Consider the following 19,847-nt stretch of genomic DNA (forward strand, 5'->3'; position numbering starts at 1 on the left):
AACTGTTGTACAAAAAATTGCGCTATCTCAAGCTGATTCTTGTTCTCTTACCTTAGACTTCCTCCACTGTATTATTTTCCTGACTTATATTTTCAAAGCATAACGGTGGAGTTAGTGATGCTGAAGCGTTTCTTTATTACAGGTACAGACACTTCTGTTGGGAAGACAGTGGTTTCCCGCGCATTACTTCAAGCGTTAGCGTCAGGGGGTAAACGTGTTGCGGGTTACAAACCCGTGGCCAAAGGCAGCAAAGAGACGCCAGAAGGCTTGCGCAACAAAGATGCGCTGGTGCTGCAAAGCGTTTCTTCCCTGGAATTGCCTTATGAGGCGATCAACCCTATCGCGCTGAGCGAAGACGAAAGTAGCGTGGCACATAGCGGCCCGATCAACTACACCTTGTTGTCCAACGGACTCGCCAGCCTGAGCGAAAAGGTTGATCACGTCGTGGTCGAAGGTACCGGCGGCTGGCGTAGCCTGATGAACGATCTGCGTCCGTTGTCGGAGTGGGTGGTTCAGGAACAGCTACCCGTACTGATGGTGGTGGGGATTCAGGAGGGCTGCATTAACCATGCAATCCTCACAGCACAGGCGATTGCCAGCGACGGACTGCCGCTGATTGGTTGGGTAGCCAACCGGATCAACCCAGGGTTGGCGCATTATGCTGAAATCATTGACGTGCTCGGCAAGAAATTACCCGCCCCGCTGATTGGCGAGCTGCCGTACCTGCCGCGCGCAGAGCAACGAGAGCTGTCTCAGTATATCCGTCTGTCAATGCTCGGCAGTGTGCTGTCGGTAGATAGAGTCACGGCGTAACGTTCGCGACAACACGGAAGCCACGACACAAGCTATTAATAAACCGGGGAGTAGACGATACTCCCCGGTCATTTCACAGACCATCAGCGTAGACATAATCGGCGCGTGTGTTGTCGCCGCCAGCAGTGTTGCCATCCCGGTTAATCCCAGTAGCACAGCAATTTCATCTGGACCGGGAAGCCACAATCCCCATAGACGTCCAAACAGCATACCAATCGACAAGCCAACAAACAGGGTCGGCGTGAACACGCCTCCCGGTGCGCCCGAGCCACTGCTGGCCAGTACCGCCAGTAATTTGCAGATAAAAATTCCAGTGATAACCGACAACAACGGCGGGGAGAGTAAAAACGACTGCACCACGCTGTAACCATTTCCCCAGACGGTTGGTGTGAGTAACGACAGCACGCCGACGATCAGTCCTCCCAGCGCCAGTTGCCAGGGTGGTGAGAGTTTCAGGCGTAAAAAACCGGTGTGGCTGGTAGTCATCAGCCACATAAAGAGGGGACCACAGACGCCAACAGCCACACCCGTACTGACGATCATCAGATATTCCAGCGCGTGCAGCTCTCGCGACAAATGCACGGTATAAAGCAGAGCATTGCTGTTATTGAGTAAATGGGTAGTGAGCAAGGCGACAACGGCGGACACAACAACCGGTCCCAGTGATGCCAGAATTAACGTGCCAAACAGCACTTCGGCAATAAACAGACTGCCCGCCAGCGGCGCATGGTATGCGCCGGCCATACCGGCGGCGGCACCGCAGGCTATCCATAATTTCCATTCCGAGCGTGGGGTAAAGCGCTGTGCAAAACAGGATGCAGCCAGCGCCGCCAGTAAGATCATGGCGCCTTCACGTCCAATGGCGCTCCCGCTGACAACCACCAACAATGACGCCAGCGACTTTACCAGGCTGGCGCTAACATCAAACTGCCCGTCAGTTTGTAGCGCTTCCATATAGTCCGTGGGTGCCTGCGGGCGCTGTTGGTTAAATTTCTGCCAGCCCCATAGTAGTAATCCTGCCGCAAGACCGCCCAGGGCGGGGGTCAGCATGCGCCGCAGTGGTGACAGGCTGGACGCCGCATTAACCAGGCTACCGGTGTCGTTGCTCAGGAAAAACCACTCGAGAAGTAGCATGGCGTGGCGAAACCCGGCCACCGCCAGCGCAGCCAGGATGCCAATCAGCGCAGCGAACAGCAGGCGACGAAGCATCGCGCGCAGGTCGGGATAGGCGTGCAAATTATGCATTAGCGAAATAATGGCTTAACGGCGACGGGGATCAGCAACTGCGACTGCCAGTGTGCCAGCGTCAGTCGGGCCAGTTCGCCCAGGGTCTGGTAAAACGGGTGATCGGCTTTTTCGATAAGTACCTCGAGGAAACGGCCCGACCAGGGTAACAGATGCCAGGCCAACAGTTGCTCACACGCGATGTGATGCCCGTTTTCGGCAAGCCAGGCGGTTAACAATAGCAGAGAGCCGAAGTGATCTTCCGGCTCGTTTTGCTGCATGTCGAACTGGATACCGTTGTCGCGCATCCACTGACGCAAGGCCAGCGTGGATTCACCAAACAAGACGTTTTCACGATCCAGCCAGACTGAACCCCATGGCGGAGAAGGCAATGCGTAAGGACCAACAAACAAGCGCTGCCAGGCCTGTGAGAGTGATTCATCAGCTTCAGTCTGAAATTGGCTAGCCAGTCCGGACAACGCATCTTCAGGCAGGGGCCACTGCTCCTGCCAGCCATCGGTTGTTAGTGCTCCGACGAGTGGGGCTGCTTCTGCGCTGTCTGGTGCATAGTAAAACAGTGCGCCCAGCACGCGTGCTGCGGTGGAAAAATTGTCACGTTGAGAAAAAGAAGTCATGCAAACAATCCTGAAAAGTGCGGGTTTCCCCGCACACGTGAGTTAACCAGCAACAGCCATACCGACTGTCATATGCAAACCGTAAAACAATCCGCGGCCAATGATTTCACCGGCAAGGACTAAAATTAAGCCGAGCGCCAGACCTGCAACATGCGGTTCTTTGCGGCGGATCAGGGGACAAATCCAGCAACCCAGACCGGCGGCAAGCAACACAATGCGCCAAACCTGCAAACGACCATAGTCGGGCACCAGCGCCGTCGCGTGTTGTACCGAACTGTGAATTTCACCCAGCGACACCCCCTGCAGGGCAATAACGCCAATGCAAATCAACAGGGACAGAACGCTAATGCTGGCGTATGTCGCGGTGTTAAATGAGACGCGAACGGTACGCAGCAGCAAGGCGGCAAACAGCGGGCCACTCAGTAATACCGTCATAAAAAAGGCCACGGTGGTGTAGCCATTATACCAGGTCGGCACGGTATCTATCTGGTAAACCTGGGTCATCGCCCAGACAAACACGACACCGAGGATCATGCTCACCAACAGCCAGATTTTACCCAGTGCTGCGGGCATTTTACCGAGAAAAGCCACCAGCCACCAGAAGCCACCGACGGCGAAAAACAGCGACCCGCTGGCAATTTCGTTACTCAGCGCCGAGGCACCGACTCGGTTCAGCGAGTTAAGAGCTCGTAGAGGAGATCCCAGGTGCATTACCGAGGCGAGAAACCCGATGCCCATCACTACCCACAGAAAGAACATGCTGCGAACGAGACGCTGTCTTGTCGCATCGTCTTTGGCGGAGAACCAACCCAGCCCGCTCACAATTAGCGCGCCGACGACGCATTGTCCCAGTACCGTAAATAGTACCAGCGGCCATTCATGCCACCCATTGCCCATGTTACACCTCCCTCGGGTTTGCCAGATAACCGGTGGTATCCCCGGTTGGACGGCTGTTGGTGTTAGGTTTAATCACTATATTCGGTTTGGTAAAGTGTGCGCCTGGTAGTGGGGCCACTGCCGCCAACGTCCCGTGTTTTTTGCGCAACTCATCAATCGGACCAAAGTCCAGTGCGCGTAGTGGGCAGGACTCAACACAGATGGGTTTTTTGCCGTCGGCAACGCGGTCGTGGCAGCCGTCACATTTGGTCATGTGTCCTTTGGCAGCATTGTACTGCGGTGCGCCGTAAGGGCAGGCCATATGGCAATAGCGACAGCCGATGCATACGTCCTCATCAACGACGACAAAACCGTCTTCGCGTTTATGCATGGCGCCGCTTGGACACACTTTGGTACATGCTGGATCTTCGCAGTGGTTGCACGAAATTGAGAGATAATAGGCGAAGACGTTTTGCTGCCAGACGCCGTTATCTTCCTGCCAGTCACCACCGGCGTATTCGTAAACGCGACGGAAGCTAACGTCCGGGGTTAAATCTTTATAGTCTTTACAGGCCAGTTCGCAGGTTTTACAACCGGTACAACGGGCGGAGTCGATAAAAAATCCGTACTGCGCATTCATGAGTTATTCCTTAAACCTTCTCAATCTCGACCAGGTTAGTGTGCTGCGGGTTACCTTTGGCCAACGGTGACGGACGCTGGGTGGTCAGCGTGTTGACACAGGCACCATGGTCAATTTTGTCGCCAGACATATCGGCATCGTGCCATGCACCCTGGCCCATCGCGCTAACGCCGGGGAGAATTCGCGGGGTTACTTTTGCGGGGATGTGCACTTCGCCTCGATCGTTAAAAACCCGTACCATATCGCCATTGGCAATGCCGCGTTTTTGCGCATCCAGCGGATTTATCCAGACCTCCTGGCGACAGGAGGCTTTAAGTACGTCAATGTTGCCGTAGCTTGAGTGGGTGCGGGATTTATAGTGGAAACCAAATAGCTGGAGCGGGAAATGACGGCGTTTAGGATCGTCCCAACCTTCAAATGTCGAGGCATAAACAGGCAGGGGGCTAATAACGTCGTCTTTTTGCAGTTCCCAGGTACTGGCAATTTTTGCCAGACGACTGGAGTAGATTTCGATCTTACCTGACGGTGTTTTCAGCGGATTGGCATTGGGATCATCGCGGAACTTTTTGTAGGCGACATAGTGTCCGTTAGGATCTTTACGCTTATAGATCCCCATTTTTTTTAGCTCATCATAAGAAGGCAGAGCAGGGTCTTTAGCCAGCATTTTGGCATACAAATACTGCAGCCATTGCTCCTGCGAACGACCTTCGGTAAAGCGTTGATAGATATCATTACCAAGACGTTTTGCGACTTCGCTCATTATCCAGTAGATGGGTTTTCGCTCGAATTTCGCGGTGGTCGCGGGTTGAATAAAGATCAGATATCCCATATTCCCTGCATAATCGTTCGGGATAATGTCTTCTTGTTCAACGGTCATCAGATCGGGCAGCAGAATATCGGCATATTTGGCTGAGGAGGTCATGAAATTCTCAATGACCACAATCATTTCGCATTTCGAGTCATCCTGTAGAATCTCGTGCGTCTTATTGATATCCGAATGCTGGTTAGTGATGGTATTGCCCGCATAGTTCCAGATAAATTTAATCGGTACATCCAACTTATCTTTTCCGCGCACGCCGTCTCGTGTAGCAGTCATTTCAGTCCCGCGTGCGATAGCGTCAGTCCAGCTAAAACAGGAAATCTGCGTTTTGACCGGATTCTCCGGCAGCGGCATGCGCTCAATCGTAATGGTATAGGTGGATTCACGAGCGCCGCTGTTACCGCCGTTGATGCCAACGTTACCGGTCAGAATGGGTAACATAGCAATAGCTCGGGAAGTTAGTTCACCGTTTGCCTGGCGCTGCGGTCCCCATCCCTGGCAGATGTATGCAGGTTTGGTACTCCCGATCTCTCTGGCTAATTTAATAATGCGCTCTGCCGGGATCCCGGTGATGTGCGATGCCCATTCAGGTGTCTTCGCAACACCATCATCGCCGTCGCCCAAAATATAGGCTTTATAATGTCCGTTTGCGGGGGCGTCTACCGGTAGGGTTTTTTCGTCATAACCAACGCAATACTTGTCGAGGAATGGTTGGTCGACAAGTTTCTCGTTAATCATCACCCAGGCAATTCCTGCTACAAGAGCGGCGTCAGTGCCTGGACGAATCGGGATCCACCCATCTTCACGACCCGCTGCAGTATCGGTATAACGCGGATCGATAACGATCATTCGAGCATTGGATCGTTCCCGGGCTTGTTCCAGGAAGTAGGTAATGCCACCGCCGCTCATGCGGGTTTCGGCCGGGTTATTACCAAACATCACGACCAGTTTGGTGTTTTCGATGTCTGAAGTGCTATTACCGTCATTTGAACCATAGGTATAGGGCATTGCCGCTGCAATTTGAGCTGTACTGTACGTCCCGTAATGACTCAGGAACCCGCCATAGCAGTTCATCAGACGCGCCACTAGCGAGGCGTAAGGGGACGAGCGGGTAATGTTGCCGCCAACAATGCCGGAGGTATAGTTGATGTAGACCGCTTCATTTCCATATTTTTGGACAGTGTTTTTCAGACTGTCGCTGATGGTATCCAGGGCTTCCTGCCAGCTAATGCGCTCAAATTTACCTTCACCACGTTTGCCAACACGCTTCATCGGATAATTAAGTCGGTCAGGGTGATTAATACGTCGGCGGATTGAGCGACCTCGCAGGCAGGCACGAACCTGATGGTTCCCATAGATGTCATCGCCAGTATTGTCAGTTTCTACCCAACATACTTCGTCATCTTTAACATGCAGTCGCAAAGCACAGCGGCTACCGCAATTAACTGAGCATGCGCCCCAGACGATTTTATCTTCAACTGGCCGTATTGATTGCTGCACCGCAGCGGCCGCCGCCCGCATCCCGAAAGGTAGTGACAAGCCTCCTGCGGCAAGCGCCAGCGTACCGATAGCTGAGGACTTAACTAACGTCCTGCGGCTAATGCCTCCATATTGCTCAACTTCAGACATAACCCACTCCATTATAGTTACCGCTATATATTATCTTTAACAACGAAATTAATAGCATGCTAATGATGTGGTGAGTTTACCTATTTTGGGGTAAGGCTTATTAATGCATATCAAACCAGGAGTAACCCTCCGCGAACGGAGGGCAGGATTATTGCGGTTCGGCGGGGTGGCCGTCCTGAGATGGTGTGCTATTGGCGGGGGCGTTACCGCTGCTGGTACGAGCGTAAAGGATTTTATGCGTGTCGTTGGCACAATGCCCCACAACCAGAGAATCAGGCTGATCGGCCTGGTCGTTAGGGACGATACTTAAAGTGAAGCTGGATTCTGCAACCCCATTATTCATAATGCGCTGCTCGATATCGCTCCTGACCCTTTCACACGACTCAGGTGCCGCCAGAACCTGCGGGGAGGCGATTATCAGCAAACTCGCGGCAATTCCTGTAGAGAATTTCATCATCAACTCCTTTCATGACAGACATTCTTTAAGATTAGCATTTCTGGTGTAAATAACTGTATTTGCTAATATGATTGAGAATTATCTCCTTATGCTGGTGAAAAATGTGAAGAAACAGACCCTGTTAGGTTTCCTGTGCGTCGTGTTGGTCGGGTGTGATAACGGCAAAGAGCTTGTTTCCTTTACACCGGAAATGGCCAGTTTCTCCAATGAATTCGATTTTGATCCGCTGCGCGGTCCAGTGAAGGATTTCAGCCAGACGTTGCTGAATGATAAGGGGGAAGTGGCCAAGCGTGTGAGTGGTACGCTCTCTCAGGAGGGCTGCTTTGATACGCTGGAGCTGCATGATATTGAGAGCAATAGCGGAATGGCGTTAGTGCTGGATGCCAACTATTACCTTGACGCCGAAACGCTGGAAAAAAAGATCCGTTTGCAGGGGAAATGCCAACTGGCGGAATTGCCTTCGGCTGGGGTGGTATGGGAAACCGACGATAATGGTTTTATTGTTTCGGCGACGGGTAAAGAAATGAAAGTGCAGTACCGGTACGACGCAGAAGGTTACCCGCTGGGTAAAACCACCATCAGTAAAGATAATACGCTATCTGTTAAAGCGAAACCGTCGGTCGATCCGTTGAAAAAACTGGATTATACGGCAGAGAGTTTGTTGAACGATCGCTCGTTGGGTAACGTCACGCAAACGTGTGAATACGATAACCATGCGAATCCGCTCAACTGCCAGCTTGTTATCGTTGATGAGAGCACGAAGCCGGCAGTTGAACACCATTACACGATTAAAAACACCATTGATTATTATTAACAGTCTTACTGTGCGGTAGGCTGCAACAGGTTAGTACCGGGTGCTTTATGTTCCGCCAGATATTGGTGCTGGAAGATGCACATACGGATGGTGTTTCGGTACTGTCCGTTAATAAAGAACTCATGAATCAGTTCGCCTTCTACCATAAAACCGAGTTTGCGGTAGATATGAATGGCCTTTTCGTTTTCTTTATCGACGATCAGATATAGCTTGTATAAATTGAGCACAGTGAAGCCGTAATCCATCGCCAGCTTTGCCGCTCGCGTGGCGAGACCTTTGCCCTGGAAATCCGGCGAAATAATGATCTGGAATTCGGCCCGGCGGTGCACATGGTTGATCTCCACTAGCTCCACCAGACCCGCTTTTTCACCGTTGCATTCCACGACAAAGCGGCGTTCGCTTTGGTCATGAATATGCTTGTCATACAGGTCCGACAGCTCAACGAACGCTTCGTATGGCTCTTCGAACCAATAACGCATCACGCTGGCGTTGTTATCAAGCTGATGGACAAATCGTAAATCTTCACGCTCCAGCGGGCGCAACTTAACACTGAGGGCGCTTGTCATAACGTATCCTTTCAATTTCCTTTATTGAGCACAAAAATTATGGCGCGACGGTACGACCGGTTCGGCGGTCAAGGCAGCGCAGGGTATTGGGTTCCCAGTAGGCATTAATGTTGGCGCTCTGTTCGCACTTATCGCGACTGTCAAAGGCCACATCGGCTTTATCCCACTCTTTCTCGGTGCGCGTATTCACCTTATGGCGCAAATTACGCGTATCGTTCCACTGTTCCTTTTCCATCGCAGCCTGTTGACGACTTTGGGCGCTGTCCCCGGACTCAATAACCAGTTTACTGGTTTCAGCAAATGCGGAAGAGGTGTATACAACCGCCGCCAGCGTAAGCATGGCCGTCAGGCACAGGCGTTTGCTCAGAGTTTTGTTCATGGCGAATTCCTTTAATGAGAAAGGCAAAAAACGATAAAACAGGGTTAAATTCTACACTATTCCTGTTGCGGGTCATACCCGCCCGGCGGATATGGATAAACTGTCCGCATTCTGTCGTATCATGCTTAAACCTAACGTCACTGAATACTGTCCATGCTTAAAACGACATTGCTTTTTTTCGTCACGGCGCTGTGTGAAATCATCGGCTGCTTTTTACCCTGGCTCTGGTTGAAGCGAGGTGCAACGGCCTGGTTGCTTCTCCCGGCAGGGGTGTCACTGGCCTTGTTTGTGTGGCTACTGACGTTGCATCCGGCTGCGAGCGGGCGCGTGTACGCGGCATATGGCGGCGTTTATGTGGTGACCGCACTGATGTGGCTGCGTATTGTCGATGGCGTAAAACTGAGTCTGTACGACTGGTCCGGGGCGTTGATTGCATTGTGTGGAATGTTGATCATCGTCGCGGGATGGGGGCGCGCATAGCGCCTTTTTTGTGATCGACTAGCGTTTTTATGATCATCATACTTGTATGGTAGTAGCTCAGTTGGGTAAGTTTCCTGCATCAGACACAGAGATGTAAGGAACAGAGTATGAAGATTGTAGGGGCAGACGTTTTTGTTACCTGTCCGGGGCGAAATTTCGTCACATTGAAAATCACCACCGAGGACGGGATCACGGGCTTAGGGGACGCCACGCTGAATGGACGCGAGTTATCTGTTGCGTCCTATCTGAAGGATCATGTGTGTCCGCAGCTTATTGGCCGCGATGCGCACCGCATTGAGGATATCTGGCAATTCTTCTACAAAGGCGCGTACTGGCGTCGTGGCCCGGTTACCATGTCGGCGATATCTGCTGTTGATATGGCGCTGTGGGATATCAAAGCAAAAGCCGCGAATATGCCGCTGTATCAGTTGCTGGGTGGCGCATCCCGCGAAGGTGTAATGGTTTACTGCCACACTACCGGTCGTACCATTGATGATGTGCTGGAAGACTACGCGCGTCATCAGGAGATGGGCTTTAAAGCGATTCGCGTCCAGTGCGGCGTACCGGGTATGAAAACCACCTACGGCATGTCGAAAGGCAAGGGACTGGCCTATGAACCCGCGACCAAAGGGCAGTGGCCGGAAGAACAGCTGTGGTCAACGGAAAAATACCTCGATTTCACTCCTCAGTTGTTTGATGCCGTGCGTAACAAATTTGGTTTCAATGAACACCTGTTGCATGACATGCACCATCGCCTGACGCCAATAGAAGCCGCACGGTTTGGCAAAAGCATTGAACAGTATCGCTTATTCTGGATGGAAGATCCGACCCCCGCCGAAAACCAGGAATGTTTCCGACTGATTCGCCAGCATACGGTGACGCCGATTGCGGTAGGAGAAGTGTTTAACAGTATATGGGATTGCAAACAGCTAATCGAAGAACAGCTTATCGACTACATCCGCACCACTATTACCCATGCGGGCGGCATCACCGGCATGCGCCGTATTGCTGATTTTGCGTCGCTGTACCAGGTGCGTACCGGTTCTCACGGGCCTTCTGATTTGTCTCCAGTTTGCATGGCTGCTGCGCTGCATTTTGACCTGTGGGTGCCGAACTTCGGTGTACAGGAATATATGGGTTATTCCGAGCAAATGCTGGAAGTCTTCCCGCATAACTGGACGTTCGATAACGGCTATATGCACCCTGGTGACAAACCGGGCCTGGGTATTGAATTCGACGAAAAACTCGCGGCGAAATATCCGTACGATCCGGCCTATCTACCCGTCGCGCGCCTTGAAGATGGCACCTTGTGGAACTGGTAAGGAGTGGTTTGCCATGAAAAGTATTGTGATTGAAAAAGCGAATGCACTGGTGATTGAAGAGCGAGCTATTCCGACACCAGGGGCAGGAGAAGTGAGAGTAAAGGTTAAGCTGGCGGGTATTTGTGGCTCTGATAGTCATATTTATCGCGGGCATAATCCATTTGCAAAATATCCGCGGGTTATCGGCCACGAGTTTTTTGGCATTATTGATGCGGTAGGTGAAGGTGTTGATAGCTCACGTTTGGGTGAGCGGGTGTCTGTTGACCCGGTGATCAGCTGCGGGCACTGTTATCCCTGTTCAATTGGTAAACCGAACGTCTGCACATCGTTGGTGGTATTAGGTGTTCATCGCGATGGTGGCTTTAGCGAGTTTGCTGTGGTACCGGCAAAAAATGCATGGCTGATCCCGGATTCAGTGAAAGATGAGCATGCTGTTATGGTTGAACCTTTTACCATTGCGGCGAACGTCACCGGACAAATCAAACCAACAGTAAACGATATCGCGCTTATTTACGGTGCGGGGCCGATGGGGTTGACGACCGTTCAGGCACTTAAACGTGTCTATAACGTGAAAACGGTGGTTATTGCCGACAGGATCGAAGAACGTCTGGCGATGGCCAAACAATGCGGCGCTGACTGGACCATTAATAATGGTCAGCAATCGCTACAGGATTTTCTGACTGAGAAAGGATTAAAACCCACAATCATCGTCGATGCAGCGTGTCATCCATCTATTTTACAGGAGGCTATTACGCTGGCATCGCCAGCCGCCCGGATTGTTTTGATGGGGTTCTCCAGCGATCCTTGTCAGATTGTGCAACAGGGCATTACCGGGAAAGAACTTTCCATTTATTCATCACGGTTAAACGCGAATAAATTCCCGGTGGTTATTGATTGGCTGGTTAAAGGACTTATCGATCCGAATAAACTGATTACCCACACTTTTGACTATCACCACGTTACCAACGCAATCGAATTGTTTGAGAAAGATCAGCAGCACTGCTGCAAAGTTTTACTCACATTCGCTGAATAATATTAATTACTGCGAGTAAGTGGTACGCATCTTACCTCTTAGAGATAGCCAATATGAATCAAGAAAAACACGAAAGATCAACGAAAGATCTGGTGAGAGCCGCCGTTTCAGGATGGTTAGGTACGGCTCTCGAATTTATGGATTTCCAGTTATATTCTTTGGGTGCCGCACTGGTATTCCATGAGATATTTTTCCCGGAACAATCAGCCGCGATGGCGCTCATTTTAGCAATGGGCACATACGGGGCAGGTTATATTGCTCGCATCGTTGGAGCATTTATATTTGGTAAAATGGGTGACAGCATCGGACGTAAAAAGGTGCTGTTTATTACCATCACCATGATGGGGATCTGTACCACCCTAATTGGCGTACTGCCGACCTACGCGCAAATTGGCATCTTTGCGCCAGTGTTGCTGGTGACGCTGCGTATCGTGCAGGGATTGGGCGCCGGAGCTGAAATTTCTGGCGCAGGAACCATGCTTGCAGAGTACGCGCCAAAAGGAAAGCGCGGTATTATTTCCTCCCTTGTCGCGATGGGAACGAACTGCGGTACGCTGAGTGCCACGGCAATCTGGGCCGTGATGTTCTTTGCTCTTGACCGCGAGGAATTGCTGGCCTGGGGGTGGCGTATTCCGTTCCTGGCAAGTGTGGTGGTAATGATTTTTGCCATCTGGTTACGCATGAATCTCAAGGAAAGCCCGGTATTTGAAAAAGTAAATGATGGTGAAAATGCACCGGCATTAAATGACCCATCAGAAAACTCGCTGGGAGCGATGTTCACCAGTAAATCTTTCTGGCTGGCAACCGGGTTACGCTTTGGTCAGGCGGGTAACTCAGGTTTAATTCAGACATTCCTTGCAGGTTATCTGGTACAGACGTTGTTATTTAATAAATCGATACCTACCGATGCGTTAATGATAAGTTCTGTTATTGGATTTATTACCATACCGCTTCTGGGATGGTTGTCTGATAAATATGGTCGTCGTTTGCCTTATATCATCCTGAATATATCAGCCATTATTCTGGCCTACCCAATGCTGTCTATAGTGGTTGATAATTCGTATAGTCCCGGTGTGATCATGACCGCGCTGATTGTTATCCATAACTTTGCGGTGCTGGGATTATTTGCCCTCGAAAATATCACCATGGCTGAAATGTTCGGTGCACGTAATCGATTTACGCGGATGGCGATTTCAAAAGAAGCGGGTGGGTTGGTTGCCGTTGGTTTTGGTCCCGTTCTGGCCGGTATTTTCTGCAACATGACTAATTCCTGGTGGCCTATTTTGGTGATGGTCATCATCTACTCACTGATCGGTTTAGTTTCAGCGATCCTGATGCCTGAAGTTAAAGATCGCGATCTGAGTGTTCTGGAAGACGCTGCCGAAGTGAGCAAAACCAAGAAGGTACGCGGCGGGGTTACTCAGGCAAGCTAATTCGTTAAACGGTATGGTCGGGATGAGACAGTCATGTCTCGGCCATGCTGTCACATAGCTTAAAATGATGTCATACCAATAATAAAAAGCTTAATACAAATCAAAACATACAACCATACAGGCGTTACTCTGAGATGGTCCTGATTTCATTGATAAGTAGGTTATACCATGCAAAGCAAACTCTTAGCAGCCAAGGCTGCACTTCCTGGCTACGATAGAACCAAACTGGTCCCGCGCATTGTTCATCTGGGATTTGGTGCGTTTCACCGTGCGCATCAGGGGGTTTATGCAGATATCCTGGCGGCTGAACACGGTAGTGACTGGGGGTATTGCGAAGTTAACCTGATTGGCGGCGAGCAGCAAATTGCCGACCTGAAACAGCAAGATAATCTGTATACCGTAGCGGAAATGTCAGCCGATGCCTGGACGGCGAGAGTGGTTGGTGTAGTGAAAAGCGCGCTGCATGCACAGGTTGACGGTCTTGAAGCTGTTTTTGCTGCCCTGTGCGAACCGCAGGTGGCTATCGTTTCTCTCACCATTACCGAGAAAGGATATTGCCACTCCCCGGCAACCGGGAAATTGATGCTGGAAAACCCGCTGATTGCCGCCGATCTGCAAAACCCGCAGCAGCCCAAATCAGCACCGGGCGTCATCGTTGAAGCGCTAGCCCGCCGCAAAGCCGCCGGCCTGAGCGCATTTACCGTGATGTCCTGCGATAACATGCCTGAAAACGGTCATGTCATGCGTAACGTGGTCACCGCGTACGCACGTGCAGTAAACGCTGGGCTGGCAGACTGGATTGAACACAATGTGACGTTTCCATCGACCATGGTTGACCGTATTGTCCCTGCCGTAACGCCCGATACGCTGGATAAAATTGAACAGCTCACTGGCGTGCGCGATCCGGCGGGCGTGGCGTGTGAACCGTTCCGCCAGTGGGTTATTGAAGACAACTTTGTTGCTGGTCGCCCGCAATGGGAGAAAGCAGGGGCTGAGCTGGTGGCCGATGTTATCCCGTTTGAAGAGATGAAGCTGCGTATGCTTAACGGCAGCCACTCTTTCCTCGCCTATCTCGGCTATCTGGCGGGATACCAACATATCAACGACTGCATGGGGGACGATAATTACCGTCTCACCGCCCGTGCGTTGATGCTGCAGGAACAAGCCCCGACGCTGAAAGTGAAAGGCGTTGATTTACAGCAGTATGCCGATCGCTTGATTGAACGTTACAGCAATCCGGCACTGCGTCACCGTACCTGGCAAATTGCGATGGACGGCAGCCAAAAACTCCCGCAGCGTATGCTCGATTCCGTACGTTGGCACATTGTGCAAGGCAGTCGTTTTGACCTGTTGGCGCTGGGTGTAGCGGGCTGGATGCGCTACGTGGGCGGAGTGGATGAGCAGGGCAACGCGATCGAGATTAGCGATCCGCTACTGCCGGTTATCCAGACTGCAGTGCAGGGCAGTAAAGAAGGCGAAGAACGTGTTCAGGCGCTGCTGGCAATCGACGCCATCTTTGGCCACGAACTGCCGCAGGTTGAGTTGTTCAGAATCAACGTTACCGAAGCGTATCTTACGTTGCTGGCAGAAGGGGCGAAGACGACGGTGGCGAAGTATGCCGCGAAATTGAAGTAATGGAGTAAAACAGATTCGCCTGGAAAGGGGATATATCCACCGCCAGGCTAATTCCCATGTGGGCCGGCGAATATTGATTATTCGTAGGTCGCAATAACTTCGACTGATGCGTTAGCCGGGCCTGGTGTTATGTCACCACTTGTACGGATATAGCGAGCCGCCATTGAGATCGTGTTGTCACCGCCAGTAAACGCATTGCCATTAATCGGTGTAGGCGTGGCGCGGAAATTAGCGTTTAGTTCACTGACATAAATGGCGTTTCCGCTGCCAAATCTCACTGGTTTGATAGGATCGCCATCACTTTGCGACGAATAATCCCCCCAGGCTAACTGGATGCCATATCCCGTTGCACCGGTTCCGTCCAGTGCGATTATGGCCCTTCCTGCGTCAACGATAGCAGTATAAGGCTCGATAGTTACCCTGACCCGGCCATTTTGATTACTGTTATTCGATGTAATTGAGGCCGAGGGACCAGGACCAAAAGGCGATTCCCCTACGTTATTCATTGCTGATGTACCACCGTAACCGTACGCATCCGGACAAATGAGCCTGAAGCTGGCATCTTTCCACGATGAGTTTTTGCCATTAACTCCGGGATGCTCGCCCATTTGTACGGTTATGCCCCCTCCCTGAATCTCACAGGTGCCGGGCATAAAGATTAACGTCGCGTGTAGCTTGCGGGAGCTGGCGAGGTAGTACCTGTCATCTGAATAAATTCTGCCGGTGTGACCATCAGAACTGACAAAGGTGCTGGGCGTATTATTCAATAACTGGCCAACGGTAGGGCCGTTAACCGATAGCGCGCCAGATGTCATTGGAATAGTACCAGGAATCTTCCATATTTTAACGGTAGTTATCATGGGGTCACCGATATGCGCACCCAGCCACCCATTCATAAGCATATTTGGATAGACAGGAAATGATGTGTTGGCTTCAAGACTATAAATTGAAATACCGATACCGGGAACATCGGTAGGATATATTTTGTCATTCGCAATAGTTTTAACCGGTAACATCCCCTGGTCTACTATCGTTTCATATAAAAATACCGACGAGTCGCATGCTGTCAGGCTTTTCCCCAGGGTGACATTATTTTGCGTATAGAGAACCGTATAATCAGGTATCTTTGAACCCACGGTAATGGTTACACCTGACGGTTTTAATTCAATAGAAGTGTTAACACTCGACCAGGGATCGTCGGGCTGTGTACAGGTTATTGTCTGAGCATATGTCGTGGACATGAAAAAGTATAACGTCAGGCTAATGACATCAGGCTTGAGTTGCCATCTCAACACATGTAAAGAAAGACTCATTGATAGTTGGCAATTACCTGGACCACCGCATTCGCCGGTCCCGGAGCGGTGTCACCCGTGGTACGAATATAGCGGGCTGCCATTTTTATGGTGTTATCTGTACCGGTAAACGCGTTGCCACCAATTGGCGTATCACCCGCCCTGAAGCCAGAATTAAGGGTGTTGGCATCAACATAGCTGTTTAATATCACAGGGTTTGCAGGTTCCACTGCGTTTTGGCTGCTGTAGTCACCCCAGGCTAGTTGAATACCATAACCTTGTGCACCGGTGCCATCCAGCGCAATAATACCCCTGTTGGCGTCAATGACTTCAGTATAGGGGACAATGCTGATTGTGACGCGACCATTTGGTATATTATTGTTCGTTATTTTTGAGGTAGGTGGAAGTTGATATGGATAGTTTCCATTTGCTTGAGCATCTACAGACCCGTGATATCCATATGCTTCAGGACAAATTAGTTTAAAATTGGCATCTTTCCACTCTGAAGAAGCAATTCCATTACCTAGAAAATTGCCCATATTTACTCTAATGTCTCCACCTTCAATATTACATGTCCCGGGTTGAAAAATAAGTGAGGCCTGTAAAATCCTTGATGAATTGATATAATAATCATAGGAATTGCGAATAATTCTATCAGCATGACTGCTTGACATTGAAGACGTACCCGCTGTGCCCACTAACCCAGCCACCTCTGGTCCGGTTACAGAGATTATACCATTGTTCATTGGTATATTTCCTGGTATTTTCCAGTATTTAACGGTCATAATATAAAAAGCGCCTGGATTTATTCCGTCATAACCATAACGTGTAGCGGGGAATCCTGGTATGCCTTTTCCTCTATCATCATAAACTGAAATTCCGATTCCGGGGACATTGGTTTTAAAAATAATATCATTTCCGGATTGTTTAACTGGAACATCGGATGTAAGTAATGTAAATTGGCTATCAATCCAACCATTACAGGTTGAATAAAACTTCCCATAATCGACATTATCCAACTCATAAATTAGTTGCCAATCTGGTAAGTTAACCCCAACAGTTATGGCGACATTCGTAGGTTTTAATTCAATATTAGTATGAATTGATGTCCAGTCAGACGTCTGTCCAGGTGTCGTAGGTGGTTCACAATTCACCGTTGTAGCGCATGTTGAAAAAATATGAAAACAAAAAATTAAAATAACAACTTTAAAAGTAGACATAGGGATACCTATTGGCAATCACGGGCAAAACGCTGGATAGCATTTTTACTGTTTATACTGGGATCGGTCACTTTCAGCGTATAAGGAACCTGGCATTGATGGGTCGCATCGTCACCCCATTTAACGGTTAATATTCCCTTCGCTTTACTGACTTTGACGTAAATAATGCTGCCCTGAGACACCTCACCAATATGGGTACCATCATCATCAAAAATATCGGCACCAAAGGGTAATGGCTTGCCTTTCCAGCTGGAAACGATCAGCAGCGGGGTGCCCGTATGGGTCGTAAATGTTACTTTCACCACAGAGCCTGCCCGAGGAACAACATCCTGTGCGGTGTTTTCAAACTCTACGCCCAGAGCTGAGCCTTCTGGATCAATCGCCACATGGTTTTGCTGGTAGGGCACCAGGGAAGGAGACAAGGCATAGCCCGAAGAATCGACCGCCGTACCTGCATACCCTGATACTTTAGCGCCTTCGGCCCCTTTGGCTTCAATCAGAGCATAGTTATCGCTGTTATACGGCGAGAAGGTTACCCCGCCGGAGTGCGCGACAACCCCTCCAGTCATGCCAAAGGAGGAACTGTTATAACCGCGCCCGGTGCTGTAACTCCCGTTCACCGTCGCTTTGCTGTTTTCCCATGAACCACTCACGCTACCGGAGCTTCCGGCAAAGTTATCATGTGCTCCGCTGACGTTATAGCCGTACTGGCTGTCATTACCAAACGAACCGGAAATAGTGGCCTGTTCGCCGCGACTCCCGCCACTATCCTGGTTATAACGCATGCTGACGTACGGTGTTTTGCCAGCATGCTCCGGCCACAACGGCATGGAAAGGGTGAGATACCAGCTTGTTTGATCCTGACCATTGCCAGATTTGTTCCTGCTGGCATTAATGCTGTAGTTCAGCCATTTATAGCTATTGGAATACCCAACCTGATACTGCGTGTTATAGCCGTTGCCGTTATTCCAGTAGTTTTGCATCGATGAACTGATGTAAATATTACCCAAACCTGCGGGCAAGCCCTGGTTCAGGCTGAGGGAAAACTGGTTCTTTGAGCGCCAGACGGTATCTGGGTCGTCTTCATGCTCAACCGCATCGCGTGTCTGCATGGCAGTTTGTAAATCCATATATCCGGAACTGGAGTAGCGATACGCCGCGATCGATATATTACTGTTCGTTGCATCAATGAGTTTACTGTAACTAAGGCGATAGCTTTGACCCGTTAAATCACCGGTTTTACCGCCAATATGGCTTCGGGATTGTGTCACATCCGCGCTGATTGCCCCGACCGGGGTACCCACAGCCACCCCCGCGAGAGCTGCCTGATAGTTCTGGCTGTACTGCGCGCCAGCGTAAGCCGTCAGGATATTAGTTAACCCCCGCATATAGGTTGTTTCATAGAACAGCGGTTTTTCGGATGCGCCGTAATCGCGAAGCTTGCCTGCCGTGGCGGTGAACTGCTGGGTTCCGGGGCGTAATGATTGCGCCAGCGATGAATAGGGCAGTGAATATTGCTGGATGCTGCCATCCGCTTCTTCAATAGTGACATCCAGATCGCCGCCATAACCCGTGGGTCCGAGATCGTCAATCAGGAACGCGCCGGGTGCGACGGTAGTCTGATAAAGAATATTTCCCGACTGACGGACCGTCACTTTGGCATTTGTTTTCGCGATTCCCCGGATTTCCGGAGCGTAGCCGCGCTGGGATGCTGGCAGCATGCGATCGTCACTGGCCAGCTGTGCGCCGGTATACAACACCGAATTAAACATTTGGCCGGAGGTATAGTATTGCCCAAGGTAAAGATGGCCGCGCACAAATTCGGTGTCTCTTTGCACATAGGTGTTGGTACTTTGATAGCCGCCACCATTGTCCTGATCCCAGTTATAAGAACCACTGTGGCGGAAGTACCATTTGCCAATATTTAACCCGGTATTCAGTGAAGAGTAGAAGGAACGTGACGTCCCTGCATCGCTGTAATGCGAGTCATAGCCATTCATATAATAACCGAGCATTAATGCAGGAACGCCGCTGTCCCACAGGGCGGGGTCAATATTCCCCTGCGCGGTATGCTGCAGATAGATCTGTGGCACCGTAATATTGAGTTGCTGTTTATCCGCATCAAATGTAACCGTGGCATCCGGGATCATATGCACAAGATCGGTACAGGTGGCTAATTGAGTCAGATCTTTGCGTGCATCGAAAGGGACCTTCTCGATATTGAGGTTTATGCCTTTAATAATGTCAGGTGTTAAACAGGGTTCAGCCCCGTGTTTATCACTGTCTTTAAACGTCACCTCCTCATGCGAAACTAATTTCTGATTAACCATGATGTCAATGCGGTACTTGCCGGGCACCACGTTTGAACCATAGGCGAAGCGGCTGACGTCGATTTGGTTCGGCCCCTGCTGGCGTAATAGCTGTGTGTCAAATTCTATTGCAGTATCCTCAGATGAGGCTGGTTTAGCATCTGTGACGTTACTCGTTGTTTCACTGGCACGGACAATGAAGGGGGTAAAAAACACACATGACGCAAAACCATATAAATAGATGCAAGGAAGAAAACCATTCTTTATAGA

18 protein-coding genes are annotated in these 19,847 nt (G+C 50.4%); 7 read left to right on the plus strand and 11 right to left on the minus strand.

Annotated elements, in window-relative coordinates; translation table 11 throughout:
- The first annotated feature begins 117 nt into the window (after positions 1–117).
- Positions 118–813 carry a dethiobiotin synthase gene (bioD, locus tag IMQ48_RS05160; protein WP_196208157.1) on the plus strand — a complete coding sequence of 232 codons (696 nt, stop codon included), beginning with the start codon at positions 118–120 and terminating at the stop codon, positions 811–813.
- Here the strand turns inward: bioD and clcB are convergent.
- The 6 genes from clcB to IMQ48_RS05190 all read right to left on the minus strand — a co-directional run bounded on the left by clcB (position 769) and on the right by IMQ48_RS05190 (position 7,091).
- Positions 769–2,058, minus strand: a complete 1,290-nt coding sequence (gene clcB, locus IMQ48_RS05165) for a voltage-gated ClC-type chloride channel ClcB (RefSeq protein ID WP_196208158.1) — start codon at positions 2,056–2,058, stop codon at positions 769–771. The genes bioD and clcB overlap by 45 nt on opposite strands.
- Positions 2,058–2,672: a Tat proofreading chaperone DmsD gene (dmsD, locus tag IMQ48_RS05170; protein ID WP_196208159.1), complete on the minus strand. Its 615-nt coding sequence runs from the start codon at positions 2,670–2,672 to the stop codon at positions 2,058–2,060. Before dmsD ends, clcB begins: the two co-directional genes overlap by 1 nt.
- Before the next feature lie 42 nt (positions 2,673–2,714).
- A complete protein-coding gene (locus IMQ48_RS05175) occupies positions 2,715–3,569 on the minus strand; it encodes a dimethyl sulfoxide reductase anchor subunit family protein (RefSeq protein ID WP_196208160.1) in 855 nt (284 codons plus the stop codon).
- Between the two features lies 1 nt (position 3,570).
- Positions 3,571–4,188 carry a DMSO/selenate family reductase complex B subunit gene (locus IMQ48_RS05180; RefSeq protein WP_196208161.1) on the minus strand — a complete coding sequence of 206 codons (618 nt, stop codon included), beginning with the start codon at positions 4,186–4,188 and terminating at the stop codon, positions 3,571–3,573.
- Between the two features lie 10 nt (positions 4,189–4,198).
- A complete protein-coding gene (gene ynfE, locus IMQ48_RS05185) occupies positions 4,199–6,637 on the minus strand; it encodes a selenate/tellurate reductase subunit YnfE (RefSeq protein ID WP_196208162.1) in 2,439 nt (812 codons plus the stop codon).
- 148 nt (positions 6,638–6,785) lie between these two features.
- Positions 6,786–7,091: a DUF1161 domain-containing protein gene (locus IMQ48_RS05190; RefSeq protein WP_196208202.1), complete on the minus strand. Its 306-nt coding sequence runs from the start codon at positions 7,089–7,091 to the stop codon at positions 6,786–6,788.
- A gap of 106 nt (positions 7,092–7,197) precedes the next feature.
- On the opposite strand from IMQ48_RS05190, the gene IMQ48_RS05195 reads away from it, so the two are divergent.
- Positions 7,198–7,908: a YnfC family lipoprotein gene (locus tag IMQ48_RS05195; RefSeq protein ID WP_370551828.1), complete on the plus strand. Its 711-nt coding sequence runs from the start codon at positions 7,198–7,200 to the stop codon at positions 7,906–7,908.
- Positions 7,909–7,913: 5 nt separating this feature from the next.
- Here IMQ48_RS05195 and speG read toward each other — a convergent pair whose 3' ends face one another.
- Together speG and IMQ48_RS05205 are read right to left on the minus strand one after the other, a co-directional pair.
- Positions 7,914–8,474 carry a spermidine N1-acetyltransferase gene (speG, locus tag IMQ48_RS05200; protein ID WP_196208164.1) on the minus strand — a complete coding sequence of 187 codons (561 nt, stop codon included), beginning with the start codon at positions 8,472–8,474 and terminating at the stop codon, positions 7,914–7,916.
- Between the two features lie 37 nt (positions 8,475–8,511).
- Positions 8,512–8,853, minus strand: a complete 342-nt coding sequence (locus IMQ48_RS05205) for a DUF1283 family protein (RefSeq protein WP_196208165.1) — start codon at positions 8,851–8,853, stop codon at positions 8,512–8,514.
- Between the two features lie 153 nt (positions 8,854–9,006).
- On the opposite strand from IMQ48_RS05205, the gene IMQ48_RS05210 reads away from it, so the two are divergent.
- From IMQ48_RS05210 to IMQ48_RS05230, 5 genes are all read left to right on the plus strand, one after another.
- On the plus strand, positions 9,007–9,333 hold the full coding sequence (locus IMQ48_RS05210; RefSeq protein WP_196208166.1) for a YnfA family protein: 327 nt from the start codon (positions 9,007–9,009) through the stop codon (positions 9,331–9,333).
- A gap of 107 nt (positions 9,334–9,440) precedes the next feature.
- Positions 9,441–10,655, plus strand: coding sequence for a starvation-sensing protein RspA (gene rspA, locus IMQ48_RS05215; protein WP_196208167.1), 1,215 nt, complete (start codon positions 9,441–9,443; stop codon positions 10,653–10,655).
- Between the two features lie 13 nt (positions 10,656–10,668).
- Positions 10,669–11,688 carry a Zn-dependent oxidoreductase gene (locus tag IMQ48_RS05220; protein ID WP_196208168.1) on the plus strand — a complete coding sequence of 340 codons (1,020 nt, stop codon included), beginning with the start codon at positions 10,669–10,671 and terminating at the stop codon, positions 11,686–11,688.
- Positions 11,689–11,741: 53 nt separating this feature from the next.
- Positions 11,742–13,121 carry an MFS transporter gene (locus IMQ48_RS05225; protein ID WP_196208169.1) on the plus strand — a complete coding sequence of 460 codons (1,380 nt, stop codon included), beginning with the start codon at positions 11,742–11,744 and terminating at the stop codon, positions 13,119–13,121.
- Positions 13,122–13,289: 168 nt separating this feature from the next.
- Positions 13,290–14,756, plus strand: a complete 1,467-nt coding sequence (locus IMQ48_RS05230; RefSeq protein ID WP_196208170.1) for a mannitol dehydrogenase family protein — start codon at positions 13,290–13,292, stop codon at positions 14,754–14,756.
- A gap of 77 nt (positions 14,757–14,833) precedes the next feature.
- Here the strand turns inward: IMQ48_RS05230 and IMQ48_RS05235 are convergent, their stop codons facing one another.
- Genes IMQ48_RS05235 through IMQ48_RS05245 form a run of 3 tightly spaced genes read right to left on the minus strand, consistent with a single transcriptional unit; the run spans position 14,834 to position 19,793 of the window.
- Positions 14,834–16,069: a fimbrial protein gene (locus IMQ48_RS05235; protein ID WP_196208171.1), complete on the minus strand. Its 1,236-nt coding sequence runs from the start codon at positions 16,067–16,069 to the stop codon at positions 14,834–14,836.
- Entirely contained in the window at positions 16,066–17,268 is a 1,203-nt protein-coding gene (locus tag IMQ48_RS05240) for a fimbrial protein (RefSeq protein WP_196208172.1), read from the minus strand. Before IMQ48_RS05240 ends, IMQ48_RS05235 begins: the two co-directional genes overlap by 4 nt.
- Positions 17,269–17,276: 8 nt before the next feature.
- Complete coding sequence (locus IMQ48_RS05245) at positions 17,277–19,793, minus strand: fimbria/pilus outer membrane usher protein (protein WP_196208173.1); 2,517 nt, start codon at positions 19,791–19,793, stop codon at positions 17,277–17,279.
- Positions 19,794–19,847 lie beyond the last annotated feature (54 nt).

It is taken from the genome of Citrobacter sp. Res13-Sevr-PEB04-36 (assembly GCF_015672735.1).
In the GTDB taxonomy this organism is placed as follows: domain Bacteria; phylum Pseudomonadota; class Gammaproteobacteria; order Enterobacterales; family Enterobacteriaceae; genus Citrobacter.